Source organism: Rhizobium sp. LC145 (assembly GCF_001005825.1).
Classification (GTDB): Bacteria; Pseudomonadota; Alphaproteobacteria; order Rhizobiales; family Rhizobiaceae; genus Neorhizobium.
In genome coordinates, this window is sequence record NZ_LBHV01000005.1 from 429,435 (window position 1) to 452,341 (window position 22,907).

Consider the following 22,907-nt stretch of genomic DNA (forward strand, 5'->3'; position numbering starts at 1 on the left):
GTGGCATCTATCGGCCAGATCGTCGAGCAGACACCGAGCAGCGAAGTCCTTTCCCGTGCCCAGGCGCGGGCGGTGCTCGTGCCCGATTGCATGGTGGAGGCCAAGCGCATCGCCAATACGGTGATCGCCGGCTGGCACGGCCGCCGCAAACGCGGCATCGGCGAGAATTTCTGGCAGTTCCGGCCGTATGCCGAGGGCGAGAGCCTGTCGCGCATCGACTGGCGTCGCTCCGCCCGCGACGACCATACCTATGTCCGCGACCGAGAATGGGAAGCCGCCCACACGATCTGGCTCTGGGCCGACATGTCGCCCTCCATGATGTACAAGTCCACCTTCGGCACGGTCTCCAAGGAAAGCCGGGCGCTGGTGCTGATGCTGGCGCTCGCGGAAATCCTCGCCCGCTCCGGCGAGCGGATCGGCTGCCCCGGCATCATGGAGCCGATCTCGGCGCGCAACGCCGCCGAACGCCTGGCGACCGCCATCATCCACGCGCCGCTGACGACCGGGCTTCCCGAAACCGGCATGATCCGCGGCCACAGCGATATCGTCCTGATCGGCGATTTCCTGGATGATGCAGACCGGGTGATGGAACGGATCGCACCGCTCGGCCGCCGTGGGCTGCGCGGCCATCTGGTCGAGATAGCCGATCCGGCGGAGGAGATTTTCCCGTATAACGGCCGCACGGAATTCACCGACCCGGAGACCGGCGAGAAGCTTGTGTCCGGCCGCGCCGAGACGATCCGGGATGAATATCGGCGTGCCTATCTCGCCCGGCGTGAAAATTTGGGCCTGTCGCTTCGCAACCTTGGTTGGAGTTTCGTGTTCCATCGGACGGATCACCTTGCATCCGAAGCCCTGGTTGCCGTGCATAGCTATCTCTCCGGCTTGCCGGCGCAAAAGCCGATCGGAGGACGATGATGGGCGCTCTCGCCTTTGCCTATCCGGCCATCCTGCTGGGCCTTCTGTCCCTGCCGCTCATCTGGTGGCTGCTGCGGCTCACCCCGCCACGCCCCAAGACCGAGGTTTTTCCGCCGCTGAAGATCCTGGCGAGCGTGTTGAAGCGCGAGGAGACGCCGTCCAAGAGCCCCTGGTGGCTGACGCTGCTGCGCATGCTGCTCGCCACCGCCGTCATCCTTGCCATCGCCGATCCGGTCCTGAACCCGCGCGCCGGCTCGCTCAACGACTCCGGCCCGCTCGTGCTGGTCATCGACAACGGCTGGGCGAGCGCCACGGACTGGGAACGCCGCGTCGAAACCGCAAGCACGCTGATCGACGACGCCGAAAGCGCCGATCTGCCCGTCTCGATCACCTTCACCGCCGATACCAGCCATGACGCCACCCCCGGCAGCGCCATCGCCGCCCGCGACAAGCTCGGCGCGGCAAGGCCGCAGCCGCTCGTGCCGGACAGGGCGCGCACCGCGGAGGCGATAAGCGGAGCGATGAACGGTACCCGCCCCGGCACGCTGGTCCTGCTTTCCGACGGCGTCGCCGTTGCGGGAGATGAAGAGGCCATGTCGGCCCTGGCAGGTATGACGCCCACGGAAATGCGCGTCATAGAGGGTGATGGACAGGGCGCGGTTGCCCTTACCGGCGCCGTCAACAACGCCGGCGCGATGACGGTCACGGGAACCCGGCTCTCCACCGCAGCCTCGCGGAGCCTTACCGTGAACGCGCTGGATACCCAGCGCCGGGCGCTTGCTTCCGGTACGCTCGAATTCTCGGCCGGCCCGGCACCCGCCACGGCAGAAATCGACGCCCCCTTCGAGCTGCGCAACGATTTTGCCCGCCTCGGCATCGAGGGGCTGGCGACCGCCGGCTCCGCTCACCTTCTGGACGACGGCTTCAAGCGCCGCCGCGTGGCACTGCTCGCCGGCGAGAGCGGCAGCGACTTTCAGCCGCTCCTGCAGCCGCTCTACTATATCAGCCGGGCGCTTTCGCCCTATGCGGATGTCATCCAGCCCAATACCGCCGATCTGTCCGTCTCCATCCCGCAGATCCTGGAAGGCAATCCGTCAGCCATCATCATGGCCGATGTCGGCCGTCTGCCTGCCGAGACCTACGAACCGTTGCAGCAATGGATTTCGCGCGGCGGCACGCTGATCCGTTTCGCCGGCCCGCGGCTGGCCGCAGCCCCGGCGGACGATCCGCTCGTCCCCGTCATCCTGCGCCAGGGCGAGCGCGCGCTCGGCGGCGCCATGTCCTGGTCGGAACCGCAGCCGCTCGCGGATTTCCCGTCGTTCGGCCCCTTCGCCGGCATGCCGCGCGCCGCCGATATCACCGTCACCCGGCAGGTCCTTGCCGAGCCGACGCCAGACCTTGCGGAACGGACCTGGGCAAGCCTTGCCGACGGCACCCCGCTCGTCACCACCCGTGATGTGGAGGCCGGCCGCATCGTGCTCTTCCACACCAGCGCCGAGGCGACCTGGTCGAACCTGCCGCTCTCCGGCAACTTCGTCGAAATGCTGCGCCGGGTCGTCCAGATCTCGCGCGCCGGCGGCGCTTCGACCTCCGGCGGAACGGCGGATGCCGCCGCGACCTTGCCGCCCTATCGCCTGCTCAATGCGGATGGCATCCTGACCACCGAAACCGGCACGGCACGGCCGATCGCCATCTCCGCCGGTCAGACCCCGGTCGCGAGCTTCGATCATCCGCCCGGCCTCTACGGCACGGAGGACGGCTTCTCGGCGGTCAACCTGCTTGCTCCGGGCACGGTCCTTTCACCGTTCGATCCGGCGGCGGGCGGCGTTCCAGTCGTTCGCGAAGGTTTGATCGGCGGAGAAGCGCTGTCGCTTCGCCCTGCCCTCTTCGCGCTGGCCTTCGCTCTGCTCATCCTCGACAGCATCGTCGTGCTCTTCATGAACGGCGTCTTCTCGCGGTTGCCTCGCGTCCCGCGCGCCGGCCGTACGACGGCGACGATCGTCGCGTTTGCTGCCGCCCTCCTCGCCTTCCAGCCCGGCGAGCTCCGCGCGCAGGATGCCAAGCCAGGCGACGAGCAGATCCTGGAACGTCTCGATACCACCCATCTTGCCTATGTCGTCACCGGCGAGGCGGACGTGGACCGCATTTCCGAACAGGGGCTGGAGGGTCTGAACCAGTTCCTCACCTATCGCACGACCCTGGAACCCGGCGCTCCAGTGGGCCTCGATATCGCCCAGGACGAGCTTTCCTTTTACCCCATCATCTACTGGCCGATCTCGGCCTCCGCCCCCATGCCTTCGCAGGCCGCGATCTCGCGCATCGACGCCTATATGCGCAACGGCGGAACCGTGCTCTTCGATACAAGGGACCAGTATTCGGCGCTCGACGGCGGCGGAACCACCCCGAACGGCGAGCGGCTGCAGGCGATCCTTGCCAATATCGACATCCCGCCCCTGGAGCCGACCCCGGAAGACCATGTCCTGACGCGGTCCTTCTATCTGCTCACCAATTTCCCCGGCCGCTATACCGGCAGCCCGCTATGGGTCGAGGCCCGGCAGGAAGCCCGCAATACCGGCTCGCAGCTTTCCTCCTCCGGGGACGGGGTGACGCCGCTCCTCATTACCGGCAACGACCTTGCCGGCGCCTGGGCCGTTGATAGCCAAGGCATAGCCGTGCTGCCGACCGTGCCGCCGGACGAAATGCAGCGCGAATACGCCTACCGCGCCGGCGTCAACATCATGATGTACATGCTGACCGGCAACTACAAGGCAGACCAGGTGCACGTGCCGGCGCTGCTTGAACGGCTGGGCCAGTGAGGGAGAAGCGGACATGACCCTCGAATTCGCCCCCTTCTTCTCCTGGTCGATCCTCGCCGGCCTCGCCGTGCTTGCCGCGATCCTCGCTGCGCTGGCCTTCTGGCGTGGCGTGCGCGGCGCGACGCTGCGCGCGCTGGCGCTCGCCTTCCTGCTGCTCGCACTCGCCAATCCCTTCCTGGCGCAGGAGGACCGCGAGCAGCTCTCGACCATCGTGCCGATCATCGTCGACCGCTCCCAGAGCCAGGAGACGGCGGAGCGGCGGCCCCAGACCGACGCGGCACTCGCCAGCCTGCAGGAGCGCTTCTCCCGCTTCCCGCGTATCGAGACGCGCATCGTCGAAGTGGCCGACGACGCGGATTCCGATACGCCATCGACGCGGCTTTTCTCCGCCCTCTCCTCCGCGGTTTCCGACGTGCCCCCGGCCCGCATCGGCGGCGCGGTCTTCCTGACGGACGGCCAGATCCACGACCTGCCGGGCATCAATCAGAACCTCGGCTTCAACGCGCCTGTCCATGGCCTCATCACCGGCCATGAGGAAGAGTTCGACCGCCGCATCGAAGTAGTGCGCGCGCCGCGTTTCGGCATTGTTGGCGAAGAGCAGGAACTGACCTTCCGCGTCTTCGATGATGGGCGTGGCGGCGGCGGCACGGCCGAAGTCAACATCCGGATGAACGGCCAGCAGATCGCTACGCTTCAGGCCGCGCCCGGTGCGGAAACGCCCTTTTCCTTCACCGTGCCGCGCGGCGGCAACAATGTGATGGAATTCTCCGTCGCCGAACTGCCGGGCGAAGTGACGGCCGCCAACAACCGCGCCATTCATGTCATCGATGGCATCCGCCAGAACCTGCGCGTCCTCCTCGTGTCTGGCGAGCCGCATGCCGGCGAACGCGCCTGGCGCAACCTGTTGAAGTCCGACGCCTCCGTCGACCTCGTCCATTTCACCATCCTGCGTCCGCCGGAAAAACAGGATGGCACGCCGATCAACGAGCTGTCGCTGATCGCCTTCCCGACCCGCGAGCTCTTCGTCGAGAAGATCCAGGATTTCGACCTCATCATCTTCGATCGCTACAAGCATCGCGGCGTGCTGCCGATCCTCTATTACGATTACATCGCCCAGTATGTGCAGAACGGCGGCGCGCTGCTGATCGCCGCGGGGCCCGAACATGCGGGCGAGGATTCGATCGCCAGCACACCGCTGGAACAGGTCCTGCCTGCCTCTCCGACCGGCGAGATTCATAACGCTGGCTTCTATCCGCATCTTTCACCGGAGGGGCAGAAGCATCCTGTCACCCGCGGTCTCGACGGCTCGAACCAGAACCCGCCCGCATGGGGGCGCTGGTTCCGCACCATCGATGTCGGTACCCCGCAGGGGCAGATAGTCATGCAGGGCGATGGCGACCGGCCGCTCCTCGTACTGAACCGCGAGGGTGAAGGCCGCGTGGCCATGCTGCTTTCCGATCAGGGCTGGCTCTGGGCGCGCGGCTTCGAGGGCGGCGGACCGCATGTCTCGCTCTATCGCCGCATCGCCCACTGGCTGATGAAGGAGCCGGAACTCGAGGAAGAAGCGCTGACCGCCCGCGCCGTCGGCCGTACGCTGGAAGCGACGCGCCAGACGATCGGCGACGATCCCGGTCCCGCGACCATCCGTTATCCCTCCGGCCGCACCGAAACCGTGCCGATGACGGAAGCCACTCCCGGCCAGTATCGGCTGGAGCGGCGCATGGAGGAAACCGGCCTCTTCGAAATCACCAATGGAGACCTCTCCACGCTCGTTCATGTCGGCACGGTCAACGCGCCCGAATTCAAGGCGATGATTTCCACCACCGAAACGCTTGCGCCCTATGCCCAGAAAACCCGCGGCCTCGTCGCGCGCGTGGCAGATGGAGACGGCGTGACGCTGCCGGATATCTTGCCGGTGCGCGGCGAGGTTCGCATCAGCGATTCCGACCGCATGGTGATCCGCCTCACCGACGAGACCGTGCTCAAGGGTATCAATACCCTGCCGTTGTTCGCGGGCTTTGCCGGTCTCTCGGCGCTGCTCTTCGCCGTCGCTGCCATGTGGTGGCGCGAAGGACGGTAAATCCGCCTCTTTTTGCCGCGTGTTCAGTCTGGTATCCGTTGCCTGACCCACACAGCGGATATTGCATGTCGCAAGAACTAAGACTTCTCGAAGGCCTGCCACCTGAAGACGAACAGGCGATCCTTGATCTGCTGAGGGCATACAATGTCGCGAATTTTGGAGAGAGGGACCGAAGAGACCTGGCGATCCCGATATACGATGACAGCAACGAAGTCATCGGGGGCCTGGTTGGCTATACCGGGCGTGGCTGGCTCTATGTTCAGATGCTGTTCATTCCGGAAAACATGCGCGGTCAGGGTATTGCAGGCCGGCTCTTAAGGATGGCCGAGGATGAAGCACAGGCTCGCGGTTGCATCGGCGCTTATATCGACAGCATGAACCCCGATGCTGTGAAAGCCTATCAGAAATACGGCTACGAGATCGCCGGCCACGTCGGCCCCCTCACGGCGGGCAATCATGTGACATGGCTGTCGAAACGCTTCCGGTAGTTCGCCTAAGCCATCGCGACTGCCGCTGCCTGCGGCGTGGAGGCCCCACTTTCACCCGCAGCGCTGCCGACAAAACTGTCGCGTATCTGCTGACGCAGCCACACATTCGCGGGGTCGTTGTCCGTGTGGCTCGCCCAGACCATCCTCACCGGCGGGAAGGTCAGCGAAACCGGCACCGGACTGACCTCAAGCCCGAGCAGCGGGCCGTAACGGTCAGCAATGCGTCTGGAGACGGTCGCGACGACCGGGCTGGCCTTGGCGGCGGCAAGAACGGACATGAAGCCTGGTGCTGCGGCAACCACATTCAGTTCGAGACCGGCTATTTCCAAGGCCTCCTTGATGCAGCCCTGCAGGGCCTCGTTCTGAGAAATCACCGCATGCTCGACAGATAGGAAAGTTTCCATATCCAGCGGATTTTGCAATGCCAGCAGAGCCGGATTGTAGCAGCACGCAAGCTCGACCTCGTAGAGCGTCTCGAATGAACGCCTGCTCGTCCTCGAATAGGTACACCCCACGGCCAGGTCCGCGCCGCCATCCTCCAGCGACGGTTCCACCGCGTCATCGGGGAAGACCCGCGCCAGTATCTTGATGCCAGGCGCGAGCCGCTGCAGCCGGGCGGTCAGGTCCGGCACCAGCAGGAGTTCGACTTCCGGCGACATCGCGATACGGAACGTCCGCTCCTCCGTTGCGGGATCGAAGGCCTCTCCACCCGTCAGCGCCAGTTGCGCCTGCCTCAGCGCCTGGCGCACAGGAACCGCAAGGCTGTGGGCTCGCGCCGTCGGCTGCATGATCTGGCCGACGCGGATGAACAATTCGTCCTGCAGGAGAACCCTCAGCGTCGAGAGCGAATGGCTCATCGCCGGCTGCTGGATCTTGAGGCGCCGCGCCGCCTTGGTAACGCTTCCCTCGCTCATCAGCGCATCGAATGCGACGAGAAGATTGAGATCGAACGAACGCAGATTGAAATGATCGATAGTTGTCATGAGCCGCATCGATTTGTTTGCTGATACACCGATACATACGTGCGCTCCAGGTCGTTTCCAAGACCGCAACCAGCACCTGGAGTCCTTCATGCAAACCCGACGCTCCCTTCTGAAGAATACCGCCGGCATGGCATTCGCCGCGGGCGCCATCGCCAGCCTGCCCGCCGCCGCACTCGCCAAGGCGCCGATCGTCGGCCGGCAGGCCGCCGGCTACTATCGGCTGAGGCTCGGCGACTACGAAGTCACCGCGCTTTCGGACGGCACGGTGCCGCTGCCCTTGCCCAAGCTCTACGAAAACATCGAGGAGAGCGAGGCCGAAGCCATTCTTGCCGGTTATTTCCAGCCAAACCCGGCGCAAACCTCGGTGAATGCCTATCTGATCAATACCGGCGACAGGCTGGTCCTCATCGATGCCGGCACCGGAACCCTGATGGGTCCGGTTCTCGGCAAGCTCGTCGCCAGCATCGAGGCATCCGGCTACAAGGCGGCCCAGATCGATGACGTCATCCTGACCCATATCCATGCCGATCATTCCGGCGGGCTTACCGTGAACGGAAAGCGCGTGTTCGAAAACGCGGTGGTGCGCGTGAACCGACGGGAAGCCGAGTTCTGGCTGAAGGCCGATGCCGCCGCCAAGGCCGATCCCGTGCTGGGGCCGCAGATCGCCCAGGCCGAGCAATGCGTCGGTCCCTATGTCGAGGCCGGCCTGTTCGAAACCTTCGAGGACAATGCAGCACCCATTCCGGGCTTCGGCTCCGTCCTGCGGGCGGGCCATACTCCGGGGCACAGCGCCATCGTGGTCGGAAGCAAGGGCGAGAAAATCATGTTCTGGGGGGATATCGCCCATGGCGATGTCCTGCAGTTCGATCGGCCGGAGGTCACCATAGAGTTCGATGTCGATCAGAAGCAGGCGGCCGCGACGCGCGCCATGGCCTTTGCCGAGGCCGCGGATCAGAAATATCTCGTCGCCGGCGCGCACCACGCTTTCCCCGGCATCGGACATGTCCGCAGAGATGAAACCAATTATCAGTGGGTGCCGGTGCTTTATACCGCGACCTTCTGAGAGGCGCTCAGGCGCCGTCATTCACGACGGTGCCTGACAATTCCGCCCGGCCGTGTCAGGCGAGCGAAGCCTGTTTCGTCTCCGCATCGATCATCGTCGCCGCGATGGCCGCGACCACGAGCAGACCTGCGAAAAGGCCGATCGCGATACCGATCCCTTGCGCGACGACCAGCCCCACCAGCGAGGGCGCGAGCAGGCCGCCGAGGCGCGCCATCGCGCCTGCCGCACCCATGCCCGTCGCGCGCGAGGCTGTCGGGTAGAGTTCCGGCGTATAGGCATAGAGCGCACCCCAGGTGCCGAGCAGCGCGAAGCTCATGATCAGCAGCGCCGCGCCGACCATGAAGCCATTGCCGGCCACGACGAAGAGCAGGCAGCCCAGCGCCGAAAGCAGGCAGAAACCGATCAGCGTCGGCCGCCTGCCCCACGCCTCCACACCATAGGCCGCCAGCGCATAGCCCGGAAGCTGCGCGAGCGCCACGAGCACCAGGAAGCCATGGCCGCGCACGAAACCGACCCCGCCGCTCGCAAGCTGCGGCGGCATCCAGGTGAAGACGCCGTAATAGGAAACCGAAACGAGGAACCAGATCGCCAGGATCATCAGGCTGCGGCGGCGAAGCTCGCCGGAAAAGATGGCCGTGTCGCGCGGCTGCGGCTGGGTGGCCAGCCTCGTCTCGGCGGAAAGCGGCTCCCTGCCGTTGATCGCCAGCATCCTGCCGAGGATTGCCTTGGCCTCCGGCTCCCGCCCCGATCGCATCAGGTAAAGCGGCGATTCAGGCACCAGGAAGCGCAAGCCGATCCCGATCAGCGCCGGCACGGCGGTGACCGCGAAAATATAGCGCCACGCGTCCGCAACCCCGTAGACGCTGGCAGCCCAGGCGGCGAGCGCCACGATCAGCGTGCCGACCGCCCAGAACCCTTCGAGGATCACCAACCAGCGGCCGCGGTTCTTCGCGGGCAGGAACTCCGCCATCATCGCATAATCGACCGGCAGCGTGCCGCCGACGGCAGCCCCGGTGAGGAAACGCAGTATGAGAAGGCTGGTGAAATCCGGGGCAAACACCGAGAGCAGGCCGAAAACGGCATCGCAGGCAACCGTCACGATCAGCACGCGGCGGCGTCCCACCTTATCGGCGAGCTTTCCGAAGCCCATCGCGCCGATGAGCATGCCGAGGAAGAAGAGCGTGCCGGTCTGTAGTGCCTGCGGCACCGTAAGCCCGAAGGTCGCCGCGATCGAGGCCGCCGTAAAGCCGACCGCCAGCACCTGCATCGCATCCGCGGCCCAAACCAGGCCGAATATGCCCATCAGACGCCGCTGATAGGGACCCGTTCCGGCGCGGTCGAGCGCCTCGTCCATCGTGATTGCCGTCATTCCACCCACTCCCCTGAGCCCGCAGGCGCTCAGCTCCCGCGGTAGCATGTATGGGATGCTTAGTGGAATTGCCCTATCCGCGCCAGCCGATTGTTCCCTTGAGTCGCGGGTGGACGCCTTCCGCCATCGGCACGACCAGAACCCTGCCCGGATCAACCGGTCCGGGGAACTTCAGTGCGTCGTAGGCGACCTTTTCGAAGCCGAGCGGCATGTAATACGGCGGATCGCCGACCAGGATCACCGCTTCCGACCCATGGCGCCTGGCTGCCTCCACCGCGATCCGCACCAGCTCGCGCCCGATGCCTCGGTTCTTGTGCGACGGCCGGACCGCGAGCGGCCCCAGCAGATGCCCCTTCACCTCGCCGGCATGAACCGGCGTCATCCGCACCGAGGCGATGGTCTCGCCATCGTCGGCGCAGACGAAGGAAAGCGAACGATCATGCGGCCCCTGCTCGCGGATGCGGGCCGCCGCCTTGGCGAACCGGCCGGGACCGAAAGCTTCCGCGTTGATGAGTTCGATGACGGCATCATGGGACGCGTCCTCGGTGAGGTAGACAAGATCGTGCTTGAGCATCTGCATGGAGGGACCGAAGCCTTGAAAAGTGACGGGCATGACGAATGATCTCGGCGACGCTTCCGTGAGCGTCGTGTTCGCAAGATCAGCGTCGTCGCAGTGCCCGTACTTCGGTCATGGAGGAGATGTTCCCAAATTTGCGAAAAGGCACCTAGCAGGAAATTCCGCCCGCGTCCAATGCAAAAACGCAGCGTTCATCAAATCGCGGCTCCCAATCCTGCACCGTTGCCGTATGTATCTCGAACTACAGCAAACGGAGATCGCCATGGGCAGGCTCGTGAATGGAAAATGGCAGGACGTCTGGTACGACACCAAGGAAACCAGGGGTCATTTCAAGCGCTCCGAATCGCAGTTCCGCAACTGGCTGACGGCGGACGGCTCGCCTGGCCCATCGGGCAACAGCGGCTTCAAGGCCGAAGCCGGGCGCTATCATCTCTACGTTTCCTATGCCTGCCCCTGGGCTCACCGCACGCTGATCTTCCGCAAGCTGAAGAAGCTCGAAGACCTCGTCTCCTTTTCCGTGGTGGATTACCTCATGCTGGAGAACGGCTGGGAATTCCGGCAGCGCGAGGGTGCTACCGGCGACCAGCTCTACGGCTCGGACTTCCTCTACCGGATCTACCTGAAGGCCGATCCGGACTATACCGGCCGTGTTACCGTGCCGGTGCTCTGGGACAAGCGGCAGGAAACCATCGTCTCGAACGAGAGCGCCGAGATCATCCGCATGTTCAACAGCGCCTTCGACGGCCTGACCGGCTCGACCGCCGATTACTATCCGGCCGACCTGCGCGCCGAGATCGACGAACTCAATGCCGTCGTCTACGACACGGTCAACAATGGCGTCTACAAGGCGGGCTTCGCGACCACGCAGGAGGCCTATGACGAGGCCGTCACGCGCCTCTTCGAAACCCTGGACATGCTGGAAAGCCGCCTTTCGAAAACCCGCTACCTGTTCGGCGACCGGCAGACGGAGGCGGACTGGCGGCTCTTCACCACTCTGCTGCGCTTCGATCCGGTCTATGTCGGCCATTTCAAGTGCAATATCCGCCGCATCGCGGATTATCCTAATCTGTCAGGTTACCTGCGGGATCTTTACCAGCATCCGGGCGTGGCCGAGACCTGCAACCTGCATCACATCAGGAACCATTATTACCAGAGCCACCGGAACATCAATCCGACCGGCATCGTACCGGCCGGACCGGCGTTCGATCTCGATGCGCCGCATGGGCGGGAAGGATTGGGAAGGTCCACGTAGTGATGGATCGACCACTCACCAATAATCCGAGCGGTCCACCTCCCCGCTCAACTCCTTCAGCCGCCGCAGCGTCGCTGCCGTTACATCCGCCGGCAGGTCGTCGAGCACGAAGAAGCCGCTGGCCACGATCTCCCTGTCGGGCTGCTTCGGCGCGGTCTGCTCCACCTCCACCCGGTAGAACAGCACATGGTCGCGCCTGCTTGCATTGCGATTGTGATAGATGTGGAAAAGCTGCGGCTCGCCGATCATCGTGAGATTGCCCTCCTCGCGCAATTCCTTGGCAAGCGCGCCAAGCGCCGTCTCGTTGCGCTCGACGCCGCCGCCCGGCATGTACCAGCCGGGCACATAGGAATGGCGCACGAGAAAGACGCGCCCCTCGCGGTCGAAGCAGGCTGCCCTGACCCCGAGCGTCATGCCGCGCGAGAGAATGAAAAAACGATGCAGCAGCCACACGACGATGCGCGTGCCGAGGCCGCGGATTTCCGGGACACCCTCACCCTTCATTCATAACTCCGCGAGAAGGCCACAAAATCGATAACGATTTCTCCGCCGATGCGTTATGTCTGCGCCATGTTCAAGTTCGCCCATATTTCCGATATCCATCTCGGGCCTCTTCCGCGCCTCTCGCTTCGCGAGCTGTGTTCCAAGCGCATTACCGGCTTTGTGAACTGGCACCGAAAGCGGCGCAAGCACCTTTTCGTCAACACGCTGGACCTGCTGCTCAGCGACCTCAAGACCCGCGAGCCCGACCATCTGGTCGTCACCGGCGATCTGGTCAATCTCGCGACCGATATCGAGATCCGCCTTTCGGCCGAATGGCTGAACACGATCGGCGATCCCCTCCACACCACCGTCGTTCCCGGCAATCATGACGCCTATGTTCCCGGCGCCCACGACAAATCCGTCAAGGCCTGGTATCCCTTCATCGCGAGCGACGACGACCCGGCCGCGTGGCCGAAGGACGAGCATGTCTTCCCGACGCTCCGCCGGCGTGGGCCGCTCGCCATCATCGGCTGCTCCACCTCCAATGCCACCCCGCCGTTTTCCGCCTCCGGCTATTTCGGGCAGAGGCAGGCGCGCGAAACAGTGAACCTGCTGAGAAAGGCCGGCGAGGAAGGCTTGTTCCGCGTCGTCCTGATCCACCATCCGCCGATCCGCGGCGCGACATCCGCCCACAAGCGCATGCTCGGCATCCGCCGCTTCGCCGCCGCCATCTCCACCGGTGGCGCCGAGCTCGTGCTGCACGGGCACACCCACCTCAATACGGTCTATTGGCTGCGCAGCCATCATGGCCCGGTGCCGGTCGTGGGCATCGCCTCCGCCTCGCAGGGACCTGGGGGACACAAGCCGCCGGCCGCCTACAACCTGTTTTCGCTGTCGGGCCGGCCCGGCGCATGGAACCTGGTCTGCGAGCGTTACGGCCTCACGCCGCAGGGCGATGGCGTCGCCCTGGAGAACAGCCACGTGTTCTACGGCGAGAATCTCTCGCCCCTTTCCACCGTGGAAGCGGAAAAAATACTTTAGCCACCCAAGAATATTTGTTGAAACTTGCGGAATCGCCACATTGGATTCATATCTGGCTGCTTACAGGACTATCCGCAACGCCTACAATCAACCTTCCGAAAGCACGCCGGACACTTTATGAATCAACCGTCCGCCCCGAATGATATCAGACGCGATCTCGTCGCCCTCCTGCCGAAGATGCGCCGGTTTGCGCTGGCGCTCGCCGGTGCGGCGGCAGAGGCGGATGATCTGGTGCGCGAGGCCTGCGCCCGCGCCATCCAGAAAAGCCATCACTGGAAGGGCGAAGGCCGGCTCGAGAGCTGGCTCTACAGCATGGTTCGCAGCCTTTGGACCGATGAGGCGAAGAAGCGCAAGGGTATGAGGGACGCGGCGGCTGAACCCGGCGACGATGCCTTCGGCAAGCCCGCAGCCATGCTTGTCGGCATGCCGGAAGGACTCGCCGCCAGCTTCCTTCTCGTGGATGTGGAAGGCTTCACCTATGCCGAAGCCGCCGATATTCTCGGCATTCCGGTGCGTGTCCTGACCTCCCGCCTCTGTGCCGCCCGATTGCGGCTGGCAGCCATCGGCGTCGAAGCCACCGAGCGGAGAGCCTGATGACCGAGACTTCCAAGGAAATCGACATCCGCCTCTCCACCTTCATCGACGGGGAGATCGGCGAGGAAGAGCGGCATGAGGTCGAGGCGCTGCTCGTCAACGATCCGCAGGCGCGAGCCAGCCAGGACGCGTTGAAGCGAGGCCGCGATTTCGGGCGCCACGCCTTCGATGAAATGCTGAAGGAGCCCGTGCCGCTCGATCTGGTGCGTGCGATCAAGACGGCTCCCCAGCCGCGCCGGGCGGTGCGGCTGCCGCAGGCGTCGCGCCCCAATTTTTCGATGAAGCCGACCGGCAGACAGGCGCTTGCCTGCGGCCTCCTCCTCTTCGTGGTCGGCGGCGCCTTTGGCTACATGCTCGGTGCGCCGCCGCTTGCCGCCCCCTCGCCCGACGCGCTGGCATCCGTTTCGGAAAACCGCGACTGGCTGGAGGATGTCGCCGCCCATTACCGGCTCTATTCCAGACAGGGCCCCCATCTGGCCGAGCTTCCCGCCGGGAAACCCGCCGATATCCTGGATTGGCTGACGACCAATACCGGCGTCGCCTTCCGCATTCCCGATCTCGGGGAAAGCGGGCTCGCCTTCCAGGGAGCGCGGCTGTTCTCCGCAGCCGGAATTCCGGCCGGACAATTGTTCTACAAAAGCGCGGAGGGCGAGGTGATCGCCATCGTCTTCACCAAGTCCCGGCCGACCGTCAATCCTGCCACCGAGAGCATCCGCGACGATATCGGTGTGGTATCCTGGTCGACACCGCTCGCGACCTACGCCATCGTCGGCCCGTCCTCCAATCCTTCGCTGGACGAGATCGCCGCCAAGGCTGCGGGGCTGATCTAACCCCATGGTGCCAGAACGATCTTTCCCACGGTGGCGCGGCTTTCGAGCGCACCATGGGCTTGCGCCGCCTCGGCGAGAGAAAATCGCGCGCCTGAGATCACCTTGAGTTCGCCGCAATGCGCCCGATCGAAAAGCTCGGCCAGATCGCTCCATAATGTCTCGCCGATCAGCGGCAGCAGGGAAAATCCTTGCAGGGACTGGTTCGCTTCCAGCATCCGGCTGATATCCGCCGGCTCCAGGCCGAAACGCCCCATCGCAGCCAGCACCAACCGACCGCCGGGCTTCAGGGCATCGATAAGGTCCCGCGTCAGCTCACCACCGGCCAGATCGAAGACGATATCGGCTTCGATACCGCTCATCTCATACCCGATGGCCCGATCCACGCCGAGCGAAAGCGCGAGCGCTCGCTTTTGCTGGCTTCCGGCTGCCGCGATGACCTTGGCCGCTCCGGCCTGCTTCAGGAGCTGGACAAGCAGCGAGCCGACGCCTCCACCCGCCGCCGTGACGAGCACGGTCTTTCCAGCGGGCGGATTCTGCCGCACGAGATGCAGCGCCGTTAGTCCCTGCACCATCAATGCAACTGCCGTCTCGAAGGAGAGCCCTTCCGGCAGTCGCGCAAGCGAGCCGGCATCGGCGATGATATATTCCGCATAGCCGCCCGAGCCCCGCCCAATCGCAAAGAGCGGCACCGCGACGCGCGCGCCGATGAGAGGTTCGGCTCCCTCGCCCGCTGCCTCGACGACACCGGCGACCTCGACACCTGACACCATGGGCAGCGAGGGCGTCACCGCATAGCGGTCGGCCCGCATCAGCACCTCGAAGAAATTCACGCCCGCCGCCATCACCCGGATCAGCACTTCGCCGCGTGCGGGCGCGGGCTTCGGCACTTCGATGACTTCGAGAACTTCGGGAGAACCGAAACGGGAGAACTGGACGACCTTCATCGGAAACCTCATCTATGGAAAGACGAGGGCGGCTTAGCAGCGCGCGGGGCCGCCGGGATACACACTCTTTTGCGCCCTACCCACCAGGAGGTGACCATGGCAGCCCTTTTGAAGAACCTGCCGAAACTGCCCATCGAGCGGGCATTGAAGGTGATTTCCGGCCGCTGGAAACCGGTCATCCTCTATCACGCCTTTTCCGGACCCAAGCGCCTCTCCGAGCTCCAGCGCATGGTGCCCGGCATCACCCAGAAAGTGCTGATCCAGCAGTTACGGGAAATGGAGGAGCATGGGCTCATCCGTCGCGAAGTCTTCGCGGAAGTGCCGGCGCGTGTTGAATACAGCGCCACGGAACTCGGTCTCGGCCTGGAACCCATTCTCTACGCGCTCTGCCAATGGGGCCAGCACCATGCGGAAGCGCGCGGCGAAAGCGGCGCGCTTCTCGATTGCATCGTCAGGCCGCGTGAGGCCAAGGCCGCCGCGGCCTGAACTCGGCCCCGATCAGCCCTTGCGCTCTTCAAGCACGCGGTTCGCGGCCGACACGATCGCCTCCAGCGAAGCCGCCACGATATTCGTGTTGATGCCGGCGCCGAACAGCTTGCCTCCCGGATGTTCCATCTCCACATAGGCGATGGCCGAGGCGTTCGAGCCGTGCTGCAGCGAATGCTCGGAGTAATCGGCAACCGAGAGGTCGATTCCCAGATAGGTCGAGAGCGCGTTGATGAAGCCGTCGATCGGCCCTGTTCCCTTGCCCTCGATCCGCTTCGTCTCACCACGATCGGTGATCTCGGCCGCCACGATGCGCACGCCCTTCTGGTCCGAGCCGGCCGGATAGGTATGGTGGTCGATGAATTTCAGCCGCGCGCCGGGCTGTTCCACGTAACGCTCCATGAAGCTCTCATGGATGCGCTTCGAGGGAAGCTCCTTGCCCTCTTCGTCGGTGATGCGTTGAATGTCTTCGCGGAATTCCACCTGCAGGTTGCGCGGCAGGTTGATGCCGTAATCGGCCTGCAGGATATAGGCGATGCCGCCCTTGCCCGACTGCGAGTTGATGCGGATGATCGCCTCGTAGGAACGACCGACGTCCTGCGGGTCGATCGGCAGGTAAGGCACTTCCCACACCGGATGGTTGGCGACCTTGATCGCCTTCATGCCCTTGTTGATCGCATCCTGATGCGAGCCCGAGAAGGCGGTATAGACCAGCTCTCCCACGTAAGGATGGCGTTCCGGGATGACCATTTCGTTGGAATATTCGTAGACCGCCTTGATGCGCTCGATATCGGAGCAATCCAGCTCCGGATCGACGCCCTGCGTGTACATGTTGAGAGCCAGCGTCACCACATCCACATTGCCGGTGCGCTCGCCATTGCCGAAGAGCGTTCCCTCCACACGGTCGGCGCCCGCCATCAGGCCGAGTTCGGTCGCGGCGATCCCCGTGCCCCGGTCGTTATGCGGATGCAGCGAGATGATGATGTTTTCGCGATTGTCGATCTGGCGGCACATCCACTCGATCTGGTCGGCATAAATGTTCGGCGTTGCCATCTCGACGGTAGACGGCAGGTTGATGATGAACTTGTTGTCGGCGGTCGGCTTCACCACGTCGATCACGGCATTGCAGATATCCAAGGCCACGTCGAGTTCAGTGCCGGTGAAGCTTTCCGGCGAATACTGGAAGCGGTAACCGCCGCCCGCCTTCGCCGCCATATCGGTGATCATCTTCGCGGCATCGACTGCGATCTGCTTGATGCCGTTGACGTCCTTGGCGAACACCACGCGGCGCTGCAATTCGCTGGTGGAATTATAGAAATGGATGATCGGCTTGTGGGCGCCTTCCAAGGATTCGAAGGTGCGGGTAATCAGCTCCGGCCGGCACTGCACCAGCACCTGCATGGAGACATCCTCCGGCACGCCGCCTTCCTCCACGCACCAGCGGGCGAAGTCGAAGTCGGTCTGCGAGGCCGACGGGAAACCGATTTCGATTTCCTTGAAGCCCATGTCGAGCAGCAGCTTGAACATGCGCGCCTTGCGGTCGTGCCCCATCGGGTTGACCAGCGATTGGTTGCCGTCGCGCAAGTCCACCGAACACCAGATCGGCGCCTTGGTGATGGTCTTCAAAGGCCAGGTGCGGTCCGCAATGTCGATCTGCGGATAGGGCCGGTATTTCATCGCGGCCTGCGGCATGCCGCGCTTGGGGGAATAGGTCTTGGCGTCCATTGTCTTCGTCTCTCTTCACGCATCGTGCCATCCAGGGGATCGGCATGATCGATGCGGACCTTACGCGGTCTTTTCTCTATCGGTCTTGAATGTTCGTGAGAGGAGCACTTACGCCGGCAGGGCTTTCGGCCGCCGGGCGCTCCTCAACGGACCCGGCAACCGCGCGTAAGGTCGAGGCTAAGAAGCGAGGAAAGCGCAAGAACCGGCGCCCCGGCCGCGGTGCGGCAGGTCGGCTGACGGTCGGACATGATTGCGCCTGTCATGGTCATGGCGGGATGTATAGCTGCAGACGACAGGGGTTGGCAAGTGGGCTATTTGCCTTGACGGCCGGCTTCGAGCCGCTCGGCGATCCACATTTTCACCAGCGCCTGTCTGGTAACTCCGAGGCGTTGCGCCTCCTGGTCGAGCCCGTTCACCACCCAGGTCGGAAAATCGATATTGACCCGCTTGGGTTCGAGATTCGGACGAAACCCCTTGGAGACATCGAAATATTCAAGGACGTCTTCTTCGCCCTTGTCGAAGATTTCATCGAGCTTGCTGGCTTTCATAGACCTCTACCTCGAGCATGCGTGATCGCCGAACCGAAATAATTCTGATTCCTTGGCCGCGAGAAACGCAGATGGCGGACCAAAACTTGTTGTCGATCTTTCCTATCGCCATGAAACGCGGCTCCTCTGCGTCGCGAGCTGGCATGACAAATAATTTCTCATCCGCCCACAACGCCTGCGCTTCCACGAAATCAATGCCGTGTTTGTCCTTGTTGGTAGCGCTCTTGGCCGGATCGAATTCGAATAGCATCGCTAATATAGGATAAAAACTATACCATTTCCAATCATTCAAGCATGTCTGACCAGGCGCTGCAACGCCATCACCACTCCGCCCGCGACAAGCCCCCAGAAGGCGCCGGAAATGCCCGCGAAGGAAGTTCCCGACGCCGTCACCAGGAAGGTGATCGCCGCCGCCTCGCGCGTGTGCGGTTCGCGATAGGCGGCGAAGGCGGAATTCGAGAATGCCGCGATCAGCGCAAGCCCCGCAACCGCCTGCAGCAGGATAGGCGGCGACAGCGAGACGAAAGCGATAAGCCCACCCGCCATCAGCCCGAACACGATATACCCGAAGCCGGCGATCACGGCCGCCCAATAGCGCCGCGCCGGATCGGGATGGGCGTCCTCCCCGGCGCACATTGCCGCCGTGATCGCCGCCATGTTGACCGGCACGCCGCCGAAAATACCGCAGATGATCGAGAAGATACCCGTTCCGGCAAACAGCGGACCGGGTGCGGGCTGGTAGTGGTGCACCTTCAGGACCGCGATGCCCGGAATGTTCTGCGAGGCCATGGTGACGATGAAGAGCGGCACGGCGACCGAAATAAAGCCGTGCCAGGTGAAGGTGGGCGTCACTGCGATGAGTTCCGGATGGATCGCCGCCCCCACCTGGGCCAGCGCATCCTCCGGCAGGTCCACGCCGAAGAGAAGCACGAGCACGAAAGCCCCGAGTGCCGCCGGCACGGCCCAGAGCCGCTTCCATGCGGAAACGACCATCCAGGTGAGAACGATCGGCAGGCCGAGCGCCGCGTTAAAAGCAACCGCCTTCACCGGCGCGAGGCAGAGGCCAAGCAGGATGCCGGCGAGCATCGCATTGGCAAGCGGCGCGGGAATGAGCTGAATCGCCCGCCCGAGCGGCCGAAACAGGCCGGAAAGCGCGATGAGCACACCGCAAAGCACGAAAGCGCCGACAGCCGCCGGAAAGCCGCCCTGGATTGCCCCGATACCCGAAAGCAGGGCCGCCCCGGGCGTCGACCAGGCGATGCTGATCGGCATGCGGTGCCAGAACGAGAAGCCGATCGCCAGAACGCCCATGGCGACCGAAAGCGCCAGCAACGCCGAGGCGATTTCACCCGGCGTCGCCCCCATGGCGGAAAGCCCCTGCATGATGACGGCAAACGAACTGATGAAGCCGACGAAAGCGGTCAAAAGCCCCATCATCAGGGCCGGAACGGAAAAATCTTTGAGCATGCGGCGGGACTCGGGGACGGTGCGAAAACCGCATGGAGCCTCAGCCCACCGGCAAACACAAGCCGGGTTCGGACGAAAAGCGTACGGGTCTCGGTTCAGTGGCCGTTTGGCTTACCTCAGCTCGTGACCCGTCCCAGCCAGCGGTGCCAGTTTTCCTCGCTGCCGTTGAAGACGTTGAGATCGATCTTGCCGTCCACGCCGTGCGAAAGGCCGGACCCGGAATACTGCCAGAACAGCCACTTGCGGCCCGGATAGACCTTAGAGGGATGCTGGGCGACCGCGCGCAGCCAGAAGGGATAGTTGGTGAATGCGCCCTGCAGGTTGTCCTTGTAGAAATCCGGCGCGGTGTAGATGACCGGACGCTTGCCGTAATGCTTCTCCAGCATGTCCATGAAGACCTGCATCTTTTCCAGAACCCGCTCGCGGGACGGACGCCTCTTGCAGCTCGAGTCGCCGTTCCACTCCACGTCGATGACGGGCGGCAGCGCGTCCGGATCCCGCGGAACGTTGCGGATGAACCATTCGGCCTGCTCGCTGGCCACACGGCACCAGTAGAAGAAGTGATAGGCACCGCGCTTGAGGCCGGCCTCCTTGGCCCGCCGCCAGTTCGTCTTGAACATCGGGTCGAGGTGGTCGCCGCCATCGGTCGCCTTGATATAGGCGAAGTTGGCGCCCTGTGTCCGGAGCTTCACCCAATCGATCTCACCCTGCCAGCGCGAGACATCGACGCCGTGCACGGCATAGTCCTTCGGCGTGACGCGGCCGAAATTGATCGGCTTGGCGTCACGGAAGCGATGACGGTAGACCTGCGCGCGGCTGCGCGGCCCGCGCTCGGCCGTCGGATTTTCAGGCGCCAGGAATGCGACCGGCCTTTCGATCGGCACCGGCATGCCGACCGTGGTCGGCATCGGCGCGAAGGCCTGCGGCTCGGGGATCGGTCCGGCAAGTGCTGCAACTTCCTGCGCCGGCGGGCTCACCGGTGCGGGCGGGCTTGCGATCGCCATCCTCTCCCCCACGTCGGCAACAGGAACAGGCGCGACGGGCGTCGTGGAATTGGTCACTTCCCGCGACGGCAGACCGACCATCAGGCTTTCCGGGCCGGAACTGGAGGAGCAGCCCGAAAGGGTCAGGCAAGCGAGAAGAAGTGCTGGCACAGCCGATGAACGCATGAGACCCCGTACGCAAGACAAACCGAGTTATGGAACCCCGAGTCGTCGGGGACCGCCATGAGGAATTGCTAACGGGAAATTACCAAGAAATGCTGAATCCAATCTTTACGTTCGAAAATGATGCGCCGTCACCGCAATGAAACAGTCGCAGCGGCGGCCGGGCAAACGTCGAGACGAGATCATTTTTCGAGAAAGACAAGAATCGAAAACGCCGCCGGGTTTTCCGGCGGCGTTTCTCATGGAGGCTTAGAATAAGCTCAGATTTCCGCCTGCGATTTCACGATCCGCGAAACCAGGCCGTATTCCTTGGCCTCTTCGGCCGAGAGCCAGTAGTCGCGATCGGTGTCCTTGGTGATCTTCTCGATCGGCTGGCCGGTAGCTTCCGCGAAGATCCGGTTCAGCCGCTCGTTCATCTTGATGATCTCGCGGGCCTGGATCTCGATGTCGGACGCCATGCCGCGCGTGCCGCCGGAGGGTTGGTGCAAGAGGAAGCGCGTGTTCGGCAGGGCGATGCGGCGCTCCTTGGGAGCTGCGACATAGATCAGCGCACCGGCGGAAGCGACCCAGCCCGTGCCGATCATCCACACCTTCGGCTTGATGAACTTCACCATGTCGTGGACCGAATCGCCCGATTCCACGTGCCCGCCCGGCGAGTTCACATAGATTCGGATGTCGTCGTCGCTGGCGGCGGCAAGCGCCACCAGTTGCGTATTGACCTTCTGCGCCAGTTCCTGCGTGATCGGGCCATAGATGAAGATCGAACGCGACTTGAAAAGGTTCGCCTCCGTTTCCTTGCCGAGCGGCAGTTCCTTCGTCTTGTCGTCTTCGTTCTCGTCGTTCATCACGGTCAGCGTCTCCTGCATGGAAATCATGTACGGGACATAATGCCTTCTCAGCCGTAAAACAATGGAGCGCGATAGCCAAGCCCGCAGCTTCCTTAGAGTAAGGTGAATGACGCGGTGGCCGGACCCCGCGCCGCCGAATCTCTCATTGCCGGAATGCGGAATTCGGCGGCAATGCCACCAGCGTTTGAGGCGGGCAATGACATCGATTTTGCGCAATTGCGGTCATCGCGTGATTGGGGCAGGATGCCGTCGTTGACGATTGGGCAGGATCGAACCTACGCTCATGCTGACGGGCTCATGTCATTGCGGCAAAACAGGCTGGACGCTCAAAGGTGATCCCGGCTCGATCACCGCGTGCAACTGCACGCTCTGCCGGCGCTACGGCGCTCTGTGGGCCTATGATTACGAAGGAGAACGTATCGCGATCAGAGGCGAGACCGCCTCCTACACCCGCGCCGGCAGGGACAAATCCTCTCTCGAGATACTGTTCTGCCCAACCTGCGCCTGTGTATTGAGCTGGCGCGGTTTGCGGCTTCAAGCGGATGGCCGCCGCCGCATGGCTGTAAACCTGCGGCTTGCACCGCCAGACCTCGTTCAGGATCTGCCCATCGATCATTTCGACGGCTTGGACAGTTTCGACGACCTTCCTTCCAAAGGGCGCTGCGTGCGCGATCTTTGGTTTTAACAGCGCGCTACCTGTCCGCGTTGGGCCGAAGTGCTTTGGTGCTGCGCAAGCTTACCAAAATGTAAGGGAGCCCAGCTTTGAAATGCCGGAATTGCCGCCTACCTCCTTGACCATGGCAACGCCCTCAAGGAGGCAACAATGTCACCGGAAGAACGCCAGCTCCTCACCTCGCTTTTTGACCGCATCCGCACCGCCGCCGCCACGCCCCGCGACGCGCAGGCCGAAAGCCTGATCGATCAGGCGACCTGCGAACAGCCCTATGCCGCCTATTATCTGGCTCAGGCCGTCATCGTGCAGGAAAAGGGGCTCGAAGCCGCGGCAAACCATATCAAGGAGCTCGAGGAGCGCATTCGCCAGATCGAGGCCCAGGATAGCGAGCACCACCGCGCCGAACAGGGCGGCGGTTTCTTAAGCTCCATCTTCGGCTCCAGCCAGCCGCGCGATTCCGTTCCCCAGCCGGGCCCCTGGGACAGCAGCTCCCGCCAGGACCTCCGTTCCAGTCGCGAACAGGAGAACGCCTACCGCCAGCCCCAGCCCATAGCCC

23 protein-coding genes are annotated in these 22,907 nt (G+C 63.7%); 12 read left to right on the forward strand and 11 right to left on the reverse strand.

Annotated features, from left to right (window positions below):
• The 4 genes from YH62_RS17570 to YH62_RS17585 all read left to right on the forward strand — a co-directional run bounded on the left by YH62_RS17570 (position 1) and on the right by YH62_RS17585 (position 6,302).
• Positions 1-918: a DUF58 domain-containing protein gene (locus YH62_RS17570; RefSeq protein ID WP_046795508.1), complete on the forward strand. Its 918-nt coding sequence runs from the start codon at positions 1-3 to the stop codon at positions 916-918.
• Positions 918-3,734 carry a DUF4159 domain-containing protein gene (locus tag YH62_RS17575; protein WP_046795509.1) on the forward strand — a complete coding sequence of 939 codons (2,817 nt, stop codon included), beginning with the start codon at positions 918-920 and terminating at the stop codon, positions 3,732-3,734. Before YH62_RS17570 ends, YH62_RS17575 begins: the two co-directional genes overlap by 1 nt.
• 13 nt (positions 3,735-3,747) lie before the next feature.
• The gene (locus YH62_RS17580) at positions 3,748-5,814 is read left to right on the forward strand and encodes a membrane protein (RefSeq protein ID WP_046795510.1); all 2,067 of its coding nucleotides are present in this window, start codon (positions 3,748-3,750) and stop codon (positions 5,812-5,814) included.
• Between the two features lie 65 nt (positions 5,815-5,879).
• A complete protein-coding gene (locus YH62_RS17585; protein ID WP_046795511.1) occupies positions 5,880-6,302 on the forward strand; it encodes a GNAT family N-acetyltransferase in 423 nt (140 codons plus the stop codon).
• A gap of 5 nt (positions 6,303-6,307) precedes the next feature.
• Here the strand turns inward: YH62_RS17585 and YH62_RS17590 are convergent, their stop codons facing one another.
• The gene (locus YH62_RS17590; protein WP_046795598.1) at positions 6,308-7,285 is read right to left on the reverse strand and encodes a LysR family transcriptional regulator; all 978 of its coding nucleotides are present in this window, start codon (positions 7,283-7,285) and stop codon (positions 6,308-6,310) included.
• Between the two features lie 88 nt (positions 7,286-7,373).
• Between YH62_RS17590 and YH62_RS17595 the strand changes: the two genes are divergently transcribed.
• Complete coding sequence (locus YH62_RS17595; protein WP_046795512.1) at positions 7,374-8,348, forward strand: MBL fold metallo-hydrolase; 975 nt, start codon at positions 7,374-7,376, stop codon at positions 8,346-8,348.
• Positions 8,349-8,403: 55 nt separating this feature from the next.
• Here the strand turns inward: YH62_RS17595 and YH62_RS17600 are convergent, their stop codons facing one another.
• Both YH62_RS17600 and YH62_RS17605 read right to left on the reverse strand, forming a co-directional pair.
• Positions 8,404-9,717, reverse strand: a complete 1,314-nt coding sequence (locus YH62_RS17600; protein WP_046795513.1) for an MFS transporter — start codon at positions 9,715-9,717, stop codon at positions 8,404-8,406.
• 73 nt (positions 9,718-9,790) lie between these two features.
• Positions 9,791-10,291 carry an N-acetyltransferase gene (locus YH62_RS17605; protein WP_046795599.1) on the reverse strand — a complete coding sequence of 167 codons (501 nt, stop codon included), beginning with the start codon at positions 10,289-10,291 and terminating at the stop codon, positions 9,791-9,793.
• A gap of 265 nt (positions 10,292-10,556) precedes the next feature.
• On the opposite strand from YH62_RS17605, the gene YH62_RS17610 reads away from it, so the two are divergent.
• Positions 10,557-11,546, forward strand: coding sequence for a glutathione S-transferase family protein (locus YH62_RS17610; RefSeq protein ID WP_046795514.1), 990 nt, complete (start codon positions 10,557-10,559; stop codon positions 11,544-11,546).
• Between the two features lie 15 nt (positions 11,547-11,561).
• On the opposite strand, the gene YH62_RS17615 is transcribed toward YH62_RS17610, so the two are convergent.
• Positions 11,562-12,050: an NUDIX domain-containing protein gene (locus YH62_RS17615; protein ID WP_046795515.1), complete on the reverse strand. Its 489-nt coding sequence runs from the start codon at positions 12,048-12,050 to the stop codon at positions 11,562-11,564.
• A 66-nt stretch (positions 12,051-12,116) separates the two neighbouring features.
• On the opposite strand from YH62_RS17615, the gene YH62_RS17620 reads away from it, so the two are divergent.
• From YH62_RS17620 to YH62_RS17630, 3 genes are all read left to right on the forward strand, one after another.
• Complete coding sequence (locus tag YH62_RS17620; RefSeq protein WP_046795600.1) at positions 12,117-13,070, forward strand: metallophosphoesterase; 954 nt, start codon at positions 12,117-12,119, stop codon at positions 13,068-13,070.
• Positions 13,071-13,187: 117 nt separating this feature from the next.
• Positions 13,188-13,664, forward strand: coding sequence for an RNA polymerase sigma factor (locus tag YH62_RS17625; RefSeq protein ID WP_046795516.1), 477 nt, complete (start codon positions 13,188-13,190; stop codon positions 13,662-13,664).
• Positions 13,664-14,494 (forward strand): anti-sigma factor, encoded by an 831-nt coding sequence (locus YH62_RS17630; protein ID WP_046795517.1) that lies wholly within the window; start codon positions 13,664-13,666, stop codon positions 14,492-14,494. Before YH62_RS17625 ends, YH62_RS17630 begins: the two co-directional genes overlap by 1 nt.
• Here the strand turns inward: YH62_RS17630 and YH62_RS17635 are convergent.
• Positions 14,491-15,438 (reverse strand): zinc-binding dehydrogenase, encoded by a 948-nt coding sequence (locus tag YH62_RS17635; protein ID WP_046795518.1) that lies wholly within the window; start codon positions 15,436-15,438, stop codon positions 14,491-14,493. The genes YH62_RS17630 and YH62_RS17635 overlap by 4 nt on opposite strands.
• A 96-nt stretch (positions 15,439-15,534) precedes the next feature.
• Here YH62_RS17635 and YH62_RS17640 point away from each other — a divergent pair, with 96 nt between their 5' ends.
• Complete coding sequence (locus YH62_RS17640; protein ID WP_046795519.1) at positions 15,535-15,924, forward strand: helix-turn-helix domain-containing protein; 390 nt, start codon at positions 15,535-15,537, stop codon at positions 15,922-15,924.
• 12 nt (positions 15,925-15,936) lie between these two features.
• Here YH62_RS17640 and leuA read toward each other — a convergent pair whose 3' ends face one another.
• The 6 genes from leuA to YH62_RS17670 all read right to left on the reverse strand — a co-directional run bounded on the left by leuA (position 15,937) and on the right by YH62_RS17670 (position 21,675).
• Positions 15,937-17,649, reverse strand: a complete 1,713-nt coding sequence (gene leuA / locus YH62_RS17645; RefSeq protein WP_046795520.1) for a 2-isopropylmalate synthase — start codon at positions 17,647-17,649, stop codon at positions 15,937-15,939.
• Positions 17,650-17,960: 311 nt separating this feature from the next.
• A complete protein-coding gene (locus YH62_RS17650) occupies positions 17,961-18,197 on the reverse strand; it encodes a hypothetical protein (protein ID WP_046795521.1) in 237 nt (78 codons plus the stop codon).
• Entirely contained in the window at positions 18,175-18,447 is a 273-nt protein-coding gene (locus YH62_RS17655; protein ID WP_046795522.1) for a BrnT family toxin, read from the reverse strand. Before YH62_RS17655 ends, YH62_RS17650 begins: the two co-directional genes overlap by 23 nt.
• A gap of 38 nt (positions 18,448-18,485) precedes the next feature.
• Complete coding sequence (locus tag YH62_RS17660) at positions 18,486-19,664, reverse strand: benzoate/H(+) symporter BenE family transporter (RefSeq protein ID WP_046795523.1); 1,179 nt, start codon at positions 19,662-19,664, stop codon at positions 18,486-18,488.
• Between the two features lie 116 nt (positions 19,665-19,780).
• Positions 19,781-20,833 carry a GH25 family lysozyme gene (locus tag YH62_RS17665; protein ID WP_046795524.1) on the reverse strand — a complete coding sequence of 351 codons (1,053 nt, stop codon included), beginning with the start codon at positions 20,831-20,833 and terminating at the stop codon, positions 19,781-19,783.
• Between the two features lie 257 nt (positions 20,834-21,090).
• Entirely contained in the window at positions 21,091-21,675 is a 585-nt protein-coding gene (locus tag YH62_RS17670; protein WP_046795601.1) for an ATP-dependent Clp protease proteolytic subunit, read from the reverse strand.
• A gap of 286 nt (positions 21,676-21,961) precedes the next feature.
• Here YH62_RS17670 and YH62_RS17675 point away from each other — a divergent pair, with 286 nt between their 5' ends.
• Entirely contained in the window at positions 21,962-22,363 is a 402-nt protein-coding gene (locus YH62_RS17675; RefSeq protein WP_046795525.1) for a GFA family protein, read from the forward strand.
• Positions 22,364-22,501: 138 nt separating this feature from the next.
• Positions 22,502-22,907: DUF2076 domain-containing protein (locus tag YH62_RS17680; RefSeq protein WP_046795526.1), on the forward strand; the 406-nt coding region annotated here is incomplete at its 3' end.

What these genes read in the sequence shown, in the direction of transcription:
- YH62_RS17590 (WP_046795598.1), bottom strand. Translation starts at nt 7,285, where the DNA reads ATGACAACTATCGATCATTTCAATCTGCGTTCGTTCGATCTCAATCTT.
- YH62_RS17615 (WP_046795515.1), bottom strand. Translation starts at nt 12,050, where the DNA reads ATGAAGGGTGAGGGTGTCCCGGAAATCCGCGGCCTCGGCACGCGCATC.
- YH62_RS17620 (WP_046795600.1), top strand. Translation starts at nt 12,117, where the DNA reads ATGTTCAAGTTCGCCCATATTTCCGATATCCATCTCGGGCCTCTTCCG.
- YH62_RS17665 (WP_046795524.1), bottom strand. Translation starts at nt 20,833, where the DNA reads ATGCGTTCATCGGCTGTGCCAGCACTTCTTCTCGCTTGCCTGACCCTT.
- YH62_RS17595 (WP_046795512.1), top strand. Translation starts at nt 7,374, where the DNA reads ATGCAAACCCGACGCTCCCTTCTGAAGAATACCGCCGGCATGGCATTC.
- YH62_RS17640 (WP_046795519.1), top strand. Translation starts at nt 15,535, where the DNA reads ATGGCAGCCCTTTTGAAGAACCTGCCGAAACTGCCCATCGAGCGGGCA.
- YH62_RS17630 (WP_046795517.1), top strand. Translation starts at nt 13,664, where the DNA reads ATGACCGAGACTTCCAAGGAAATCGACATCCGCCTCTCCACCTTCATC.
- YH62_RS17625 (WP_046795516.1), top strand. Translation starts at nt 13,188, where the DNA reads ATGAATCAACCGTCCGCCCCGAATGATATCAGACGCGATCTCGTCGCC.
- YH62_RS17575 (WP_046795509.1), top strand. Translation starts at nt 918, where the DNA reads ATGGGCGCTCTCGCCTTTGCCTATCCGGCCATCCTGCTGGGCCTTCTG.
- YH62_RS17610 (WP_046795514.1), top strand. Translation starts at nt 10,557, where the DNA reads ATGGGCAGGCTCGTGAATGGAAAATGGCAGGACGTCTGGTACGACACC.
- YH62_RS17660 (WP_046795523.1), bottom strand. Translation starts at nt 19,664, where the DNA reads ATGCTCAAAGATTTTTCCGTTCCGGCCCTGATGATGGGGCTTTTGACC.
- YH62_RS17585 (WP_046795511.1), top strand. Translation starts at nt 5,880, where the DNA reads ATGTCGCAAGAACTAAGACTTCTCGAAGGCCTGCCACCTGAAGACGAA.
- YH62_RS17600 (WP_046795513.1), bottom strand. Translation starts at nt 9,717, where the DNA reads ATGACGGCAATCACGATGGACGAGGCGCTCGACCGCGCCGGAACGGGT.
- YH62_RS17635 (WP_046795518.1), bottom strand. Translation starts at nt 15,438, where the DNA reads ATGAAGGTCGTCCAGTTCTCCCGTTTCGGTTCTCCCGAAGTTCTCGAA.
- YH62_RS17650 (WP_046795521.1), bottom strand. Translation starts at nt 18,197, where the DNA reads ATGAAAGCCAGCAAGCTCGATGAAATCTTCGACAAGGGCGAAGAAGAC.
- YH62_RS17655 (WP_046795522.1), bottom strand. Translation starts at nt 18,447, where the DNA reads ATGCTATTCGAATTCGATCCGGCCAAGAGCGCTACCAACAAGGACAAA.
- YH62_RS17580 (WP_046795510.1), top strand. Translation starts at nt 3,748, where the DNA reads ATGACCCTCGAATTCGCCCCCTTCTTCTCCTGGTCGATCCTCGCCGGC.
- YH62_RS17670 (WP_046795601.1), bottom strand. Translation starts at nt 21,675, where the DNA reads ATGAACGACGAGAACGAAGACGACAAGACGAAGGAACTGCCGCTCGGC.
- YH62_RS17605 (WP_046795599.1), bottom strand. Translation starts at nt 10,291, where the DNA reads ATGCTCAAGCACGATCTTGTCTACCTCACCGAGGACGCGTCCCATGAT.
- leuA (WP_046795520.1), bottom strand. Translation starts at nt 17,649, where the DNA reads ATGGACGCCAAGACCTATTCCCCCAAGCGCGGCATGCCGCAGGCCGCG.
- YH62_RS17675 (WP_046795525.1), top strand. Translation starts at nt 21,962, where the DNA reads ATGCTGACGGGCTCATGTCATTGCGGCAAAACAGGCTGGACGCTCAAA.